We start from the raw sequence: 14,057 nt of genomic DNA, 5'->3' as shown, positions 1-14,057 counted from the left end.
CATGAGCAACATCAACCCACGACTTCCCACCTATTTCATCTCGCACGGCGGCGGCCCCTGGCCGTGGATGAAAAAGGAAATGGGCCCCACCTACGACAAGCTCGAAGCCGCGCTGGCCGACATGCCGCGCCAGATCGGCCGCAATCCGGCCGCGATCCTGATGATCTCGGCGCATTGGGAGGAACCGGCTTTCACGGTGATGGGCAATCCGCGGCCGCCCATGATCTATGACTACGGCGGCTTTCCGGAACATACCTATCGCGTGCACTACGACGCGCCCGGCTCGCCGGAACTTGCGCGGCGCGTGCAGGGCCTGATCGAGGCTGCGGGCCTGCCTGCGCGGACGGATCCCGAGCGCGGCTTCGATCACGGCACGTTCTCGCCAATGGCGGCCATCTACCCCAATGCAGAAGTGCCTGTGGTTCAGTTGTCGCTGCGGCGCGGGCTCGATCCGGCAGAACATCTGGCGCTCGGCCGCGCGCTCGCGCCGCTGCGTGATGAAAACGTGCTCATCGTCGGCAGCGGGCTGAGCTATCACAACCTGCGCGCGTTCGGCCCGCAGGCGCGCGATGTGTCCAAGGCGTTCGACGATTGGCTGAACGAGGCCGTCGTCCACGCGAAATCGGGCGAGCGCGACGAAAAGCTGTTGCGCTGGGCGACGGCGCCGGCCGCACGCATTGCGCATCCGCGCGAGGAGCACCTGATTCCGCTGATGGTCGCCGTCGGCGCCGCAGAGGGCGAAGCCGGCGAGCGCATCTATCACGAGGATGAGTTCATGGGCGGCATTGCGGTGTCGAGCTTCAGGTTTGGATAGCCCACCCCCAGCCTCGCCCACTGCGTGTGGCTCAGCACCCCCTCAAGGGGGCGCACCCCTGCGGCCCGGCAAAGCCGGTTCCGCGGGTGCCTGCGAATAGGTCTCCTCGCGGCGCTGGGAGTGGCGGCGCGTCACAATGGGGCGGTGCCTTACTACTCGACCTTTGAACCGCAAGCCGAGGCGGACGCCGTCCGCTTGATCGAGCGCGTCGACGCGCTTTCCACCCACTACGACGTGGAGCATGACGGCGTCCGCATGCGGTGGCGGCGTTTCGGCACCGACGATTCGCGTCCGCCGCTGGTGCTGCTGCACGGCGGCCACGGCAGCTGGATGCACTGGCTGCGCAATATCGAGGCGCTTTCGGCCGAACACACGCTGTGGCTGCCCGATCTGCCGGGCTTCAATGATTCAGGCACTCCGCCGGAGCCGGCGCCCGGCCAGTCATCGCTGGATGTGGTGCTCGGCGCGTTGGGCGCGACGCTCGACAGCCTTGTCGGCGCGGGCAGCGAGATCGACCTCGGCGGTTTCTCCTTCGGCGGCTTGGTCGCATCGAAGTTCGGCGAACGGCGCGGCGGCATTCGGCGATTGGTGCTCATGGGCAGCGGCGGGCACGGCACCCTGCGCCGCATGACCGTCGAGATGATCAACTGGCGCGCCGCAGAGGATCGCGACGAGGAACGCGCCGCGTTGCTGCACAACCTGGCCGCGCTGATGCTGCACGACAGGGCGGCCATCGACGCGCTGGCCTTTGCCATTCATGACATCTCCTGCCACGGCACGCGTTTTCGCAGCAAGGAGATCTCGCTCTCCGGAGGGCTGCAGGCGGCACTGGAGACCATCGGCGGGCCGCAGTTGCTGATTTGGGGCGAGCACGACGTCACGGCCGACGCGCGTCCTCTGGTGGAGAAGCTCGTTGCCGGTCATCCGTTGCGCGAAGGTGCGGTGGTCGAAAACGCCGGGCACTGGGTGCAATTCGAGCGCGCGGCCGAGGTCAACGCGCTGCTGCTGCGCTTTCTTGCGTAGATCCGAGCTGCGGGCCCGGGTAGCTTGGGGGCCTACACCGATGCGCTCGCGGCGCCCTACACGCGCCGCGGATCGTCGGCCTAGAGTGATCGTTCGTGGCAGCGGAGTGCGAAGCCCTTCGCGCCGCTCCGGAAACTCCAACTGCAGGAGATCCACCATGCCCGAGAAGAAAACCATCGAGCGCGCCAGGCGCGACAAGCGCGAAGGCAAGGCGCCGACCACGCAGGCCGGCGAGTTCGTTCGGGAAGAGATCGAGCACATCCGTGAAGGCAAGCACGGGGCGCGTTCGCCCGAGCAGGCCATCGCGATCGGCTTGTCCAAGGCGCGGCGCGCCGGCGTCGACCTGCCTCCGCCCAAGAAGGGTGAAGCTTCCGAGAAAACGCGGCACAGCGCGCAGCATGCGCTGGAAGCCGGCCGCAAGCCCGATGCCAAGGTGTCGCGCAAGCGCTCGCGCGCGACCATCGGCGCCCTGCAGCACGAGAGCCCGGCAGCGGCGTCGAAGCCGGCGCTGGCCCGCCATGCAAAGGCCGTGTCCAAGGAGCGCACCGCGGCAGAGCGCTCGGCAGCGGCGCGCAAGGCGGCTCGGACACGGGCCGCGCACAAGGCCGGCAGGTAACCGGGCGCTGCCCGGCCGGCGCATTGCATTCACCCGGAAGGAGCCCAGCCACATGGCCATCGAATCCATGAACCCCGCCACCGGCGAAAAGCTCGAGACGCGTGCGCAGATGTCGCGCGCTGCCGTCGACGAGATCATCGGCAAGACGCACCAGGCGTTCCTGGCCTGGCGCGGTACATCGTTCGAGCAGCGTGCGCAGCGCCTGCGTGAGGCGGCAAAGATACTGCGCGCGAAGTCCGACACCTGGGCCCGCCTGATGGCGCGCGAAATGGGAAAGCCGTTGCGCGACGGCATTGCCGAGGCGCAGAAGTGTGCCGGCTGCTGCGAATTCTTTGCCGACAACGCCGCGCGGCTGCTGGCGCGTGAGCCGGTCGACACGGAGGCGCGCGCGAGTTTCGTCACCTTCAATCCGTTGGGTGTTGTGCTCGCCGTGATGCCCTGGAACTTTCCGTTCTGGCAGGTGTTCCGGTTCGCCGCTCCGGCGCTGATGGCCGGCAACGCGGCGGTGCTCAAGCACGCATCGAACACGCCGGGCTGCGCGCTCGCGATCGAGCAGATCCTGCGTGAAGCCGGCCTTCCCGAGCACCTGTTTCGAACGCTGCTGATCGGCAGTGCGCAGGTCGACGCGGCCATCGAGCATCCGCTGGTGCGCGCGGTCACGCTGACCGGCAGCGGCCCGGCCGGGAGCGCAGTGGCGCGCAAGGCCGGCGAGATGCTGAAGAAGACCGTGCTCGAACTGGGCGGCAGCGACCCCTATCTGGTGCTGGAAGACGCGGACATCGAGCTCGCCGCGAGCGTCTGCACCAAAGGCCGGCTGGTCAACGGCGGCCAGAGCTGCATCGCCGCCAAACGCTTCGTCGTCGTCGAGCCGGTGCGGCAGGAGTTCGAACAGCGCTTTGTGCAGAAAATGAAAGCGGCGCGGCAGGGCGATCCGCTGGACATGGCTACGGAAATCGGCCCGCTCGCGCGGCACGACTTGCGCGAGGCCCTGCACCGGCAGGTGGAGCAGAGCGTGCAGCGCGGCGCGCGGTGCCTGCTCGGCGGCAAGATTCCGGAGGGACCGGGCGCCTACTATCCGCCGACCGTGCTGACCGATGTTGCGAAGGGCATGCCGGCCTACGACGAGGAACTGTTCGGCCCTGTAGCGGCGGTCATTCCGGTGCGCAACGAGGAAGAGGCCATCGCCACCGCCAACGACTCCTCGTTCGGGCTTGGCGCCGCTATCTTCACGCGCGACCTGGGCCGCGGCGAGCGCATCGCGGCCGAGTCGATCGAGTCCGGATGCGTGTTCGTCAACGACGCCGTCCGTTCCGATCCGAGGCTGCCCTTCGGCGGTATGAAGGACAGCGGCTATGGCCGCGAGCTGTCGGGCTACGGCATCAGGGAGTTCGTGAACATCAAGACGGTGTGGGTGGCGGCATAGGCATCACGCCTGCCGCCAGGACAGCGCCGACGCAGCAACCAGGCAGAGAGCGATGAACACGATGGCCGTATTTGCCGCATGGGAGTACTCCCACTGGCGTTTCAATGACTCCCAATGGGCTGGGACATCGGTCCAGTTCTGCGTCGCTTGATTGGCGGGCAAGGTCCAGGCGACGAAGATCGCGAACATGGCGACGATGCAGGCTGCAGCGCACAGCGCAAGCCAGAACGGTCCGGCTTGCGAGCGAACGACGATCGCCAGGACGATGTTCGCCACGAGCGCCGCAACCCAGAACAGCCCGAGCACCCACCAGCCGCGATAGATGCCTTGGACCAGAAAATACTCCGACTGGTCAAGGCCGATCTTGTTCGGAAGCGCAGCCAGGTGCGCGCCTGAAGGAATCAGCGCGAGCGCGCCAATCAGGATGGCCAGGAACTGGACGATCCTCGTGCTCATCGCAAACTAGGCGAGCGACCGGACGAACGGCCTGATCTTCTCCAGAAAGACCTTGTGCCTCGCATCGAGCTCTTCCATGTCTTTCTGCAGCTCGGCCTTGTCGTACGGCTCGGCGGCCGCCAGCACCGTCATCCAGCGGTCGTACTTGTCGCGCTCCGCGCGCCACTCGTCATACGCGGCCCGGAGCTCGTCCCATTGGATGGTCATGTCATGACTATTCAATCTTCAGCACGCCGCTCGCGCTTCCCTGCCGCTTTGTCGTTCTCGCTGATGTCGATGATTCATGATGATTGGCTCCCGCGAAGTTGGTTTGCGAAGGGGAGGGAACGGCGACGCTCCCAACGGACATGTTCGGCAATTGGCAAGCCCCTGAAAGGCGCGAGGAATTCGAGTGTGCTGCGACGGTGCATCTCTGGCTGCCATCCGTCGGATAGCCCAGTGCCTAGATCTGCAACGACGCCAGGTTCTTTTTCCAGAATGCCGCGTCCGGCAAGATCCCTGTGCCGGCCGCCGCGTTGTCGGCCATGTGCTCGGCTCGGCTGGTGCCGGGAATGGTGCAGGTCACGGCCGGATGGCTCAGCACGAACTTGATCAGCACCTGTGCCCAGCTCGTGCAACCGATCTCCGTCGCCCAGACTGGCACGGGTTTGTCGCGCAGCCTGCGCAGCAGCCCGCCGCCACCAAAAGGCAGATTGACGATCACCGCCACGCCGCGTTCGGCCGCCAGGGGCAGCAATCGTTGCGCGGCGCCTTGCGCATCGAGCGAATAGTTGATCTGCAAGAAATCGAGCTTCTGCGCACGCAGCACGGCTTCGACTTCGCCGTACGCTGATTCGGTGTAGTGCGTGATGCCGATGTAGCGCACGCGGCCTTTGTCCTTCCAGCCGTGCAGCGTGGCGAGATGGGTTTTCCAGTCGACGAGGTTGTGCACCTGCATCAGGTCGATGCGTTCGGTGCGCAGCCGCTCGAAAGATTTCTCCATCTGCGCAATGCCGGCCTCGCGGCCCGAGGTCCAGACCTTGGTCGCAAGAAAGGCCTTGTCGCGCTGCTTCGATTCGGCCAGCAATTCGCCGGTGGTTTCTTCGGAGCGGCCGTACATCGGCGAACTGTCGATCACGGTTCCGCCGGCCGCGAACAACGCTTCGAGCACGCCGGGAAGCTGCTGGTAGGCGGCGGTGCCGGGCCGCTGGTCGAATCCGATCCAGGTGCCGCAGCCGACCACCGGCAGGGCTTCCTTCGTGGAGGGCATGGGGCGAGTGTTCATCTTCGATCTGCCTTGCTGCGCGAATCCAGGGAGTGCGACGCCGGCGCAGAGCGCGATGCCCAACCGCAGCAACTGGGTGCGCGTGAGGAGAAGGTCATTGGCCATCATCGCCCGTTGCCCCGGTCATCGCCGGTTCAATGCGCTGAGAACATCGCGTTGATTTCTCGATGGCTCACCGCCTTGCTGGCGTAGGTGAAGGTGCCGTGCTCGCGTAACTCGTTGGCGGCGTTCAGGAAGGCGCCCATCGCGGCGCGCGCCAGCGAGCCGCCGACGCTGATGCGGCGCACGCCGAGTCCGAACAGCGTCTTCGCGTCGAGCGTGACGGCGCCCAGGCCCATCAGCACATTCAGCGGGCGATCGATCTCGCGCAGTACGGTGGAGATGTCTTCGCGCGTGACCAGGCCGGGCGCAAAGAGCACATCGGCGCCGGCTTCCTGGTAGGCCTGCAGGCGCGCGATGGTGTCTACCAGGTCGTTGCGCCCGTGAAGATGGTTTTCGGCGCGCGCGGTGAGGGTGAAGGGAAAGGGCTGCGCGCGGGCCGCTTCCGCGGCGGCGCGAATGCGTTCCACCGCAAGGTCGCGGGCATAGATGGGATCGTCGGCGCGGCCGGTGGCGTCCTCGATCGATCCACCGACGACGCCCGCCTCGGCTGCGAGCCGAATGGTCTGCGCGACTTCCTCCGGGGCGTCGCCAAAGCCGTTTTCCAGGTCGGCGCTCACGGGCAGGTCGATGGCCGAAAGACTTCGAAGATGCGTGAGCACGTGGTCGCGCGAAATGGCGTTGTCGGGCCGGCCGAGCGAGAAAGCCAGGCCGGCGCTGGTGGTGGCCAATGCCTTGAACCCCATCCCCGCGAGCAGGTGCGCCGTGCCGACGTCCCAGGGGTTCGGAATGATGAAACCCTCGGTGGATTCGTGGAGGGCGCGGAAGGTCCTGGCCTTGTCGGCCTGGGAAAGCTGCGGGGATGAAGTCATGAAGAAATCTCCTTTTTGGCGCGCCAGTGTCTCTCTTTTCTCCTTTGTCCTTCCGGTTGCAGGGCCGAAAATACTGGATGAAAATACAGTTATTCACCTTTTGATCATGGGCCTTCCTTTCCTCGACTCTTTTTCCGCTGGCGCCGGCCGCGGCGTCTGGCATGCCGACGAACTCGGCAGCGCCGATGCGCAGGTCATCGGGACCGGCCACGCTGCGCTGGACGCCCAGTTGCCGGGCGGCGGCTGGCCGGTCGGCGCCATGACGGAACTGCTGCAGGCCGCGCCTGAAGACCCGCTCTGGCAGCTGGTGCTGCCCGGTCTGGTGCAGGCGGCGGAAGCGCGGGGCGGGCCGGTGGTGCTGATCGGCGCACCCTGCGAGCCCTTCGGCGCCTCGCTGGCCGCGCACGGCCTCAGGCCCGAGGCGCTGATGTGGGTCCGGAGCGAGGCCGCAGCCGCGCGGCTGTGGGCCTGCGAGCAGGCGCTGCGCTGCGCTGACGTGGGCGCCGTGCTGGCCTGGTTGCCGCAGGCCCGGGTCGGCGAATTGCGGCGGCTCCAGCTGGCTGCCGCGCAGCACGATGCGGTGTTGTTCGTCTGCCGGCCCTGGACGGTGGCACAAACGGCCTCTCCGGCGCGGCTGCGGCTGCAGATCATGCGCAGCGAGGCCGATGCGGCCCAGATCGAACTCCACATCCTCAAGCGCCGCGGCCCGCCGCTCGCTGCGCCGGTGATGCTGCCGGCACGCAGCGAGCGCATGAGCGCCTTGCTCGCCGCCGCCCGGCTGCGACGCAAGCTGCGCCTGCAACAGCAGGGCACGGCACCGGCGCACGATGCCGCCACCGTGGTGCACATCGAGGCCTGGAAGGAAGGACGCCATGCACTGGATCGCCTTGCAGTGGTTGCCTGAGTCCGCTGGGCCACCTCAAGCCGGCACGCCCCTTCCGCCCACCGAAGCCCTGGGCTGGTGGGCGCTGCAATTCACGCCGCACGTCGCCTGGCAGGACGAAGCGCTGATGCTCGAAGTCTCCGCCTGCGAAAGACTCTGGGGCGGTCGGCTGGGCCTGATGCGCCAACTCGCCAGCGCCAACCCTGCGCCCGACGCGGCCCTGAAAGGAGCGCAGGGCGCGACCAGCCTGGAGGCCTTGGCGCGGCTGCGTCTTTTCGTGCGCGGCGAACGCCGGCCCGACGACATGCCCGCCGGCCTGCCACTGGACACATTGAGCGCCGCGCACGAGCACCTCGAACTGCTCGCGCGCCTGGGTTGCCGCACCTGGGGCGATGTGGCCGCCTTGCCGCGCGGCGGCTTGTCCCGGCGCTTTGGAACCGGCTTGCGCAATGCGCTGGACATCGCCTGGGGCTCGCGTCCCGAAAGCCATGCGTGGCTCAGCCTGCCCGACGTCTTCGAGCAGAAGCTCGAACTGCCTGCGCTGGCCGAAGGCGCCAACGAGCTCATGTGGTCGGCCAACCGCCTCCTCGCGGGGCTGCAGATCTGGCTGCGCGCACGCCAGCGCGGCGCACGCGCGCTCGAACTCGAATGGACGCTCGACCTCAAGCGCTTCAACGGCGTGAACCTGCCGCCGCACCAGAACATCACCGTGCGCACTGCCGAGCCCACGCAGGACATGGCGCACCTGCGCCGGCTCCTGGTCGAGAAACTCGCGCTCACCACATTGGCCGCCCCCGCAAGCTGGCTGCGCCTGCGTTCGCTCGAAACCGATCCCTGGGCCGGCGCCAGCACCAGCTTCTTGCCCGAAGACAACCGCAAGGGCGACAAGCTCCACGAAATGGTCGAGCGCCTCAGTGCACGCCTGGGCCCCCAGCAAGTCCTGGTGCCCAAGCTACAGCCCGACCACCGCCCCGAACGCATGCAAGTGTGGCAACCCGCCCTGCAAGCCCCAAAACAGCGCCCTTCCAGAAACACCGTGGAACCGGCTCCGCCGGTCCACCAGTGTTGCCCCCTGCAAGGGGGTAGGCAAAGCGACACGAAGTGCGCGAAGCCTGGGGGTGAGTCCATCTACCCGGGGTGGTTGTTGCCGGAGCCGCTGCCTCTTGAGATGGATGGCGAGCGCCCCTGCTACCAAGGACCGCTGCGCAGGCTGATCGGCCCCCAGCGCGTCGAAGCAGGCTGGTGGGGCGGCGTGGAAGAGGGCGGCCAACCCGCAGTGCGCGACTACTACGTCGCCGAAAGCCCCAAAGCCGGCCTGGTGTGGATCTTCCGCGAGCGCTCGACCGCCTGCTTTGCCGAAGGCGAGGTCCGCTGGTACTTGCAAGGTCTCTATGCCTGAACTCAGCGGCAAGAAAACCCGTGCGCTGACGCTCGCCGAGGTCCACGCCTTGCCGCAGCCGGAGCGGCAACCGCCCGCGCCCGGACTGCCGGGCTATGCCGAGCTTCATTGCCTGACCCACTTCAGCTTTCAGCGCGGTGCCTCCACGCCCGAAGAACTGGTGGAGCGCGCCTATCAGCTCGGCTACACGGCGCTTGCAATCACCGATGAATGCTCTGTGGCCGGTGTGGTGCGTGCGCACGTCGGCCTGCGCGAACTGCCCGCCAAGCTCGATGTCTACGAGCGCGAACATCCTGACGAGCCGCCCATTCCGCGCAACCCTGATTTCCGCCTGCTGTTCGGCAGCGAATTCCGCTTCGATCGCTTCAGGCTCGTGGTCATCGCGAACGACACCGAAGGTTGGGGCAACCTCTGCGAGTTCATCACCGCCGCGCGAACCACCGAGCTGCCCAAAGGCCAATACCGGGTGACCTGGGACGGCAGCGACGTCGCTTCGCTGAAGCACTGCCAGATTCTTTTCGTGCCCGACCGAAAGCCCGGCGGCGCCATCGACATCGAGCAATTGCACGAAGACCTCTCGGCCGCGAAGGCGTTGTTCGACGGCAACCTGTGGCTGGCGGTGGAGATGCTCAATGAACTCGATGACGACCTCTGGTTCGTCACGCTGTTCCAAGCCGGCGAGCGGTCCGGCGTGCCGCTCGTGGCGGCCGGCGACGTACACATGCACGCACGCGCGCGCAAGCCGCTGCAGGACGTGCTCACTGCCGTGCGCGAAGGCAAGACCGTGGCCGAATGCGGCTTCGCATTGCAGTCCAACGCCGAGCGGCATCTGCGCCAGCGCGTGCGGCTGGCCGCGCTCTACACCGACGAGATGCTGGCGAACACGCTCGAAGTGGCGCGGCGTTGCCGTTTCGATCCCGAGGTGATCCGGGAGAACTACAAATACCCGCTCGAAAGCGTCGGCAATGGCGAGACGCCCGCGCAGACGCTGGTGCGCAAGACTTGGGAGGGCGCGCGCGACAAATATCCTTCGGGCATCCCGGAGAAGGTGTCGCTGCAAATCGAGCGCGAGCTTCGATTGATCCTCGAGCTCGAATACGAGATGTTCTTTCTCACGGTCGAGGACATCGTCCGCTTTGCCCGCTCGAAAGACATTCTTTGCCAGGGACGCGGCTCCTCGGCCAATTCGGCGGTTTGCTTCTGCCTGGGCATCACTGCGATCGACCCGGACAAAGGCCATCTGCTGTTCGAGCGATTTCTCAGCCGCCATCGCCGCGAGCCGCCCGACATCGACGTCGACTTCGAGCACCAGCGGCGCGAAGAAGTCATCCAGTACATCTATGAAAAATACGGGCGCGAACGCGCAGCCATTGCTGCTGTCGTCATCTGCTATCGCGCCCGCAGTGCGCTGCGCGACGTGGGCAAGGCGCTCGGCATCGATGCGCGGCTCGTCGACGAATTCGCCAAGGACCACTACTGGTTCGACGAAGCCGTGCTGGGCGAGCAACTGCGCGCCGCCGCAGAGCGCGTGGGCGTGCAGGAGGACGAGCTCAAGCTGCTGCAATGGATCGAGCTCACGCGGGAGCTCAGGGGTTTTCCGCGCCACCTGAGCCAGCACGTCGGCGGCTTCGTGCTCACGCACACGCGGCTCACGCGCCTGGTGCCGGTGGAAAAGGCGTCCATGAAAGACCGCTCGGTCATCCAGTGGGAAAAGGACGATCTCGAAGCGATGGGCATGCTCAAGGTCGACGTGCTCGCGCTAGGCATGCTCAGCGCCATCCGGCGTGGGCTCGAACTCATGAACCATTGGCGCGGCACGACGCGGCAGATGTATCAGATCCCCAAGGACGATGCGAAGGTGTTCGACATGATTTGCGACGCGGACACTGTCGGCGTGTTCCAGATCGAGAGCAGGGCGCAGATGTCGATGCTGCCGCGCCTGAAGCCGCGCACCTATGAAGACCTGGTGATCCAGGTGGCGATCGTCCGGCCCGGGCCCATACAGGGCGGCATGGTGCATCCCTATCTCAAGCAGCGCGATCGATTGCGCCAGGGGCTGCCGATCAAGTACGAGAAGGAAGAACTGCGCGTCGCACTGGAGCGCACGCTGGGTGTTCCGATCTTCCAGGAACAGGTGATGCAGATCGCCATGATCGCGGCCGAGTTCTCGGCCGACGAAGCCGATCAGTTGCGCCGCGCCATGGCGGCCTGGAAGCGCAAGGGCGGCCTGGACAAGTTCCACGACAAGCTGGTCGGCGGCATGGTCAATCGGGGCTATGAGCGCCCGTTTGCCGAGGCGATCTTCCAGCAGGTGCTCGGCTTCGGCGACTACGGCTTTCCTGAAAGCCATGCGGCGAGCTTTGCACTGCTGGTAACGGTGAGCTCGTGGATCAAGTATCACGAGCCCGCCTGCTTCCTGGCCGCATTGCTCGATGCGCAGCCGATGGGCTTCTACAGCCCTTCGCAGCTCGTGCAGGATGCGCGGCGCCATGGTGTCGAGGTGCGGCCGGTCGATGTGACGACGAGCGAATTCGACAGCAGCCTCGAAGCTCGCGCGCCCGATGCACCGCGCATGCCGACTGGCACCGAGGCTCGCTATGCCGATCGGCTGGGGCGCGCGCCGCAGCCAGCCGTGCGCCTGGGTCTACGGCGCGTTTCGCGCCTCAGCGAGGCGGGCGCCAAACGTCTTCTGGCCGCGCGTGCGCAGGCGCCTTTCACCAGCACCGAAGACCTTGCGCTTCGTGCGGAACTCGATGGCAAGGACATGGCGGCACTGGCCGCGGCCGATGCGCTGATGGCGCTCTCCGGCCATCGTCGACAGCAGGTGTGGGATGCGACCGCGCAGCGCCGCGCGCCCGCGCTGCTCAAGGGTGTGCCGATCAACGAGCCGGCGTTGCAACTGCCCGTTGCGTCCGAAGGCGAGGAGATCGTCGGCGACTACGCATCGTTGGGCCTCACGCTGCGCCGCCATCCGCTGGCGCTCCTGCGCTCGCGGCTGGCGCGCATGAACCTCATGAGCGCGGAGCAACTCCGTTCACTGCCCAGCGGACGGACCGTGCGCGCCTGCGGCATCGTGCAAGTCCGCCAGCGTCCGCAGACCGCCAACGGCACCATCTTCGTCACGCTCGAAGACGAGACCGGCAACGTCAACATCATCGTCTGGAGCCACGTGGTCGAGACTTGGCGCGAGCAGGTGCTCAAGGCGAAGCTGCTGGCTGTGCAGGGCACCTGGCAGCGCGACATGGACACCGGAGGCGAGGTGCGGCATGTGGTGGCGACCGGATTCAAGGATCTGACGCCGCTGCTGGGAAGGCTCGCTCAAAGCAACAGCAGCCGCGACTTTCATTGACTCAGGCTTGCTCGCTTTTGCGTGAGGTCCCTGGCTTATAGTGGCCGCGCCGACGCGCAGTTGCGCCGGTAAAAAAAAGATTCAGGGAGATTCAATATGACGAACCGTTCGCGGTCGGCGCAGCGCCGATCGCATTTCCGCGCGTGCCCCGCCCGGGGCTTTGCCTTAAGCAATGCCGGCCTATTGCGCAGATGGCTCGCAGCAGCCAGCACGCCAATATCCTTGGTGGTTCTGGCATTCGTGGCCTTCCTAGCATTGCATGGAACTGCCGCCCATGCGGCTCCAGTGACATGGCCGGCCAGATATGGCGAAGTATTGGACCTCTACGAGGCCGATAGGCAACAAAGACCACCCGTGTTCAACGTCGCCACGGAGGCAGAAGCCTGTCAGGCGGAAAACCAGAATCTCATTCGTGGGTTCCGCGGTGCCTTCAAGTACTGCGCCAATCCCAACACTTCCTACTGCGCAGACTCAGTCTTGAAGGACTCAGACCCACCCGTGCAAATCTGCACCTTCACGGCGCCCAACGGGTTCGAGGTCGAGTCCCCAGGCGATCTTGGCTACTACATCAACCCGATATGCGGCGACGTCCCAAGGACAGCGCCGCCCCCGTTTGGCTCTGTGCGCGTGCAATACGTCAAGTCGCTGGACCACACCACATGCACCTGTCCGGAAGGGAGTACGCCGCATATGGCGAGCGGAGGCTATTGCATCTTGGCCCGCAGGATCGAGTTGACCGCTTCGAGAACGACCTTCAAGCCCGGCGGGGCAAGTAAACCGGTCGAGTTGAAGGTCGCTGTCTACCTCAACGACGGGTCCGGTCGAGGAGCGCCCGGCGAGCCCGTCGAACTCTCGGTGATTCCTAGTGGGGGTGTGCCCGGCACGCTGACACCGACGACCGGCTTTGCGAACAACGGCGGCGGTTTCGGCGCGACTTACTACTTTCCGGGGAGCTTTCAGAAGGCACGCGTCGATACCATCCGCGCCACATGCCGGGGCTGTGTCGAGCCGGCGACAGTTGAGCTGAGGATGGCGCCGATTGTGGTTGGGTTTTTCAATGGGGTTTGGAATACAGACTATCAGGCGAGCGATGGTCTAAAAGCACTCAAGGAACTTATTGGTCTGAAGTACGAAGGCACAGACCTGCGCTATGAGAATTTTTATAACCAAACCGGTACGGGCAACGGCAACACTGCTTTGCAGGACATTGCCGAAGTGTTCATCCAGCGCGGCAATGAACTCGATGGCGTGCTCAATAACCGGTGGGAGCACTATTGGGAGTTGCTCGCCGGCAAACATGCCGAAGGCGATTCGCTCACCGCCCGCCTAATCAATGGATTGGGCAACGGAGCGTCGGCCTTGGCCGGGCTGTTTGATGCGACCTTCAACGCCATGCTGGGCCAGATGTTCAGCGGCTACTCGCAGATGCTCAGCAATCCGCCCACCGCTGCGGACGTGGCGGCACAACTTCAAAAGCTCAGGGGCTTGGCCGACGAAGACTATTCCTTCGCGCTCATCGCGCATTCGCAAGGCAATCTGTTCGTGAACAGCGCTTATGACGGGCTTCGCGGCAGTCACCCGGACACCAAGGCCGGTGTGATTCACGTTGCCCCGGCTTCGCCGACGCAGAGAGGCGAACACCTGTTGGCCGATATCGATCTCGTCATCAATGGTCTGCGTGTTCAGGGCATCAGCGCTGTGGCGCCAATCAACATCAATCTGCCAGCAAGCAAGAGCGACCTGAGCGGACATACCTTGGTTGACACCTATCTTGACCCGACCCGTGCGGCGCGGGAAAAGATCAACGGGATGGTTCAGGCCGTGCTCGGCAAGCTCTAGGTTCTATACGGGGAGAAAAA

12 protein-coding genes are annotated in these 14,057 nt (G+C 65.7%); 8 read left to right on the top strand and 4 right to left on the bottom strand.

Features of this window, described 5'->3' with window-relative positions:
• Nucleotide 1 precedes the first annotated feature (1 nt).
• The 4 genes from AC1DMA_RS03355 (at nucleotide 2) to AC1DMA_RS03340 (ending at nucleotide 3,876) form a co-directional block, all read left to right on the top strand.
• Nucleotides 2-814 (top strand): DODA-type extradiol aromatic ring-opening family dioxygenase, encoded by an 813-nt coding sequence (locus AC1DMA_RS03355; protein ID WP_478126574.1) that lies wholly within the window; start codon nucleotides 2-4, stop codon nucleotides 812-814.
• A gap of 120 nt (nucleotides 815-934) precedes the next feature.
• Complete coding sequence (locus AC1DMA_RS03350) at nucleotides 935-1,837, top strand: alpha/beta fold hydrolase (RefSeq protein WP_478126573.1); 903 nt, start codon at nucleotides 935-937, stop codon at nucleotides 1,835-1,837.
• Between the two features lie 157 nt (nucleotides 1,838-1,994).
• Nucleotides 1,995-2,453 (top strand): DUF6496 domain-containing protein, encoded by a 459-nt coding sequence (locus AC1DMA_RS03345; protein WP_478126572.1) that lies wholly within the window; start codon nucleotides 1,995-1,997, stop codon nucleotides 2,451-2,453.
• Between the two features lie 52 nt (nucleotides 2,454-2,505).
• Nucleotides 2,506-3,876: an NAD-dependent succinate-semialdehyde dehydrogenase gene (locus AC1DMA_RS03340; protein WP_478143219.1), complete on the top strand. Its 1,371-nt coding sequence runs from the start codon at nucleotides 2,506-2,508 to the stop codon at nucleotides 3,874-3,876.
• A 3-nt stretch (nucleotides 3,877-3,879) separates the two neighbouring features.
• Here AC1DMA_RS03340 and AC1DMA_RS03335 read toward each other — a convergent pair whose 3' ends face one another.
• The 4 genes from AC1DMA_RS03335 to AC1DMA_RS03320 all read right to left on the bottom strand — a co-directional run bounded on the left by AC1DMA_RS03335 (nucleotide 3,880) and on the right by AC1DMA_RS03320 (nucleotide 6,567).
• The gene (locus tag AC1DMA_RS03335; protein WP_478126570.1) at nucleotides 3,880-4,332 is read right to left on the bottom strand and encodes a DUF1772 domain-containing protein; all 453 of its coding nucleotides are present in this window, start codon (nucleotides 4,330-4,332) and stop codon (nucleotides 3,880-3,882) included.
• Nucleotides 4,333-4,338: 6 nt separating this feature from the next.
• Nucleotides 4,339-4,539 carry a hypothetical protein gene (locus AC1DMA_RS03330; protein WP_478126569.1) on the bottom strand — a complete coding sequence of 67 codons (201 nt, stop codon included), beginning with the start codon at nucleotides 4,537-4,539 and terminating at the stop codon, nucleotides 4,339-4,341.
• 235 nt (nucleotides 4,540-4,774) lie between these two features.
• Nucleotides 4,775-5,701 carry an aldo/keto reductase gene (locus AC1DMA_RS03325; RefSeq protein WP_478143218.1) on the bottom strand — a complete coding sequence of 309 codons (927 nt, stop codon included), beginning with the start codon at nucleotides 5,699-5,701 and terminating at the stop codon, nucleotides 4,775-4,777.
• 29 nt (nucleotides 5,702-5,730) lie between these two features.
• Complete coding sequence (locus AC1DMA_RS03320) at nucleotides 5,731-6,567, bottom strand: isocitrate lyase/PEP mutase family protein (RefSeq protein ID WP_478143217.1); 837 nt, start codon at nucleotides 6,565-6,567, stop codon at nucleotides 5,731-5,733.
• A 106-nt stretch (nucleotides 6,568-6,673) separates the two neighbouring features.
• Here AC1DMA_RS03320 and imuA point away from each other — a divergent pair, with 106 nt between their 5' ends.
• The 4 genes from imuA (at nucleotide 6,674) to AC1DMA_RS03300 (ending at nucleotide 14,037) form a co-directional block, all read left to right on the top strand.
• Nucleotides 6,674-7,471 (top strand): translesion DNA synthesis-associated protein ImuA, encoded by a 798-nt coding sequence (imuA, locus tag AC1DMA_RS03315; protein WP_478143216.1) that lies wholly within the window; start codon nucleotides 6,674-6,676, stop codon nucleotides 7,469-7,471.
• The gene (locus AC1DMA_RS03310; protein ID WP_478143215.1) at nucleotides 7,440-8,849 is read left to right on the top strand and encodes a Y-family DNA polymerase; all 1,410 of its coding nucleotides are present in this window, start codon (nucleotides 7,440-7,442) and stop codon (nucleotides 8,847-8,849) included. The genes imuA and AC1DMA_RS03310 overlap by 32 nt, the downstream gene beginning before the upstream one ends.
• Nucleotides 8,842-12,198, top strand: a complete 3,357-nt coding sequence (locus AC1DMA_RS03305; RefSeq protein WP_478143214.1) for an error-prone DNA polymerase — start codon at nucleotides 8,842-8,844, stop codon at nucleotides 12,196-12,198. The genes AC1DMA_RS03310 and AC1DMA_RS03305 overlap by 8 nt, the downstream gene beginning before the upstream one ends.
• Before the next feature lie 354 nt (nucleotides 12,199-12,552).
• A complete protein-coding gene (locus AC1DMA_RS03300; RefSeq protein ID WP_478143213.1) occupies nucleotides 12,553-14,037 on the top strand; it encodes a hypothetical protein in 1,485 nt (494 codons plus the stop codon).
• The last annotated feature ends 20 nt before the right edge of the window (nucleotides 14,038-14,057 follow it).

The sequence above is a fragment of the Variovorax sp. 05N34 genome, assembly GCF_056397405.1.
The sequence above is the reverse complement of the archived record's forward strand: the minus strand, read 5'-3'. Positions and strand labels throughout refer to the sequence as shown.

What these genes read in the sequence shown, in the direction of transcription:
- AC1DMA_RS03355 (WP_478126574.1), top strand. Translation starts at nt 2, where the DNA reads ATGAGCAACATCAACCCACGACTTCCCACCTATTTCATCTCGCACGGC.
- AC1DMA_RS03345 (WP_478126572.1), top strand. Translation starts at nt 1,995, where the DNA reads ATGCCCGAGAAGAAAACCATCGAGCGCGCCAGGCGCGACAAGCGCGAA.
- AC1DMA_RS03340 (WP_478143219.1), top strand. Translation starts at nt 2,506, where the DNA reads ATGGCCATCGAATCCATGAACCCCGCCACCGGCGAAAAGCTCGAGACG.
- AC1DMA_RS03335 (WP_478126570.1), bottom strand. Translation starts at nt 4,332, where the DNA reads ATGAGCACGAGGATCGTCCAGTTCCTGGCCATCCTGATTGGCGCGCTC.
- AC1DMA_RS03330 (WP_478126569.1), bottom strand. Translation starts at nt 4,539, where the DNA reads ATGACCATCCAATGGGACGAGCTCCGGGCCGCGTATGACGAGTGGCGC.
- AC1DMA_RS03325 (WP_478143218.1), bottom strand. Translation starts at nt 5,701, where the DNA reads ATGGCCAATGACCTTCTCCTCACGCGCACCCAGTTGCTGCGGTTGGGC.
- AC1DMA_RS03320 (WP_478143217.1), bottom strand. Translation starts at nt 6,567, where the DNA reads ATGACTTCATCCCCGCAGCTTTCCCAGGCCGACAAGGCCAGGACCTTC.
- imuA (WP_478143216.1), top strand. Translation starts at nt 6,674, where the DNA reads ATGGGCCTTCCTTTCCTCGACTCTTTTTCCGCTGGCGCCGGCCGCGGC.
- AC1DMA_RS03310 (WP_478143215.1), top strand. Translation starts at nt 7,440, where the DNA reads ATGCACTGGATCGCCTTGCAGTGGTTGCCTGAGTCCGCTGGGCCACCT.
- AC1DMA_RS03305 (WP_478143214.1), top strand. Translation starts at nt 8,842, where the DNA reads ATGCCTGAACTCAGCGGCAAGAAAACCCGTGCGCTGACGCTCGCCGAG.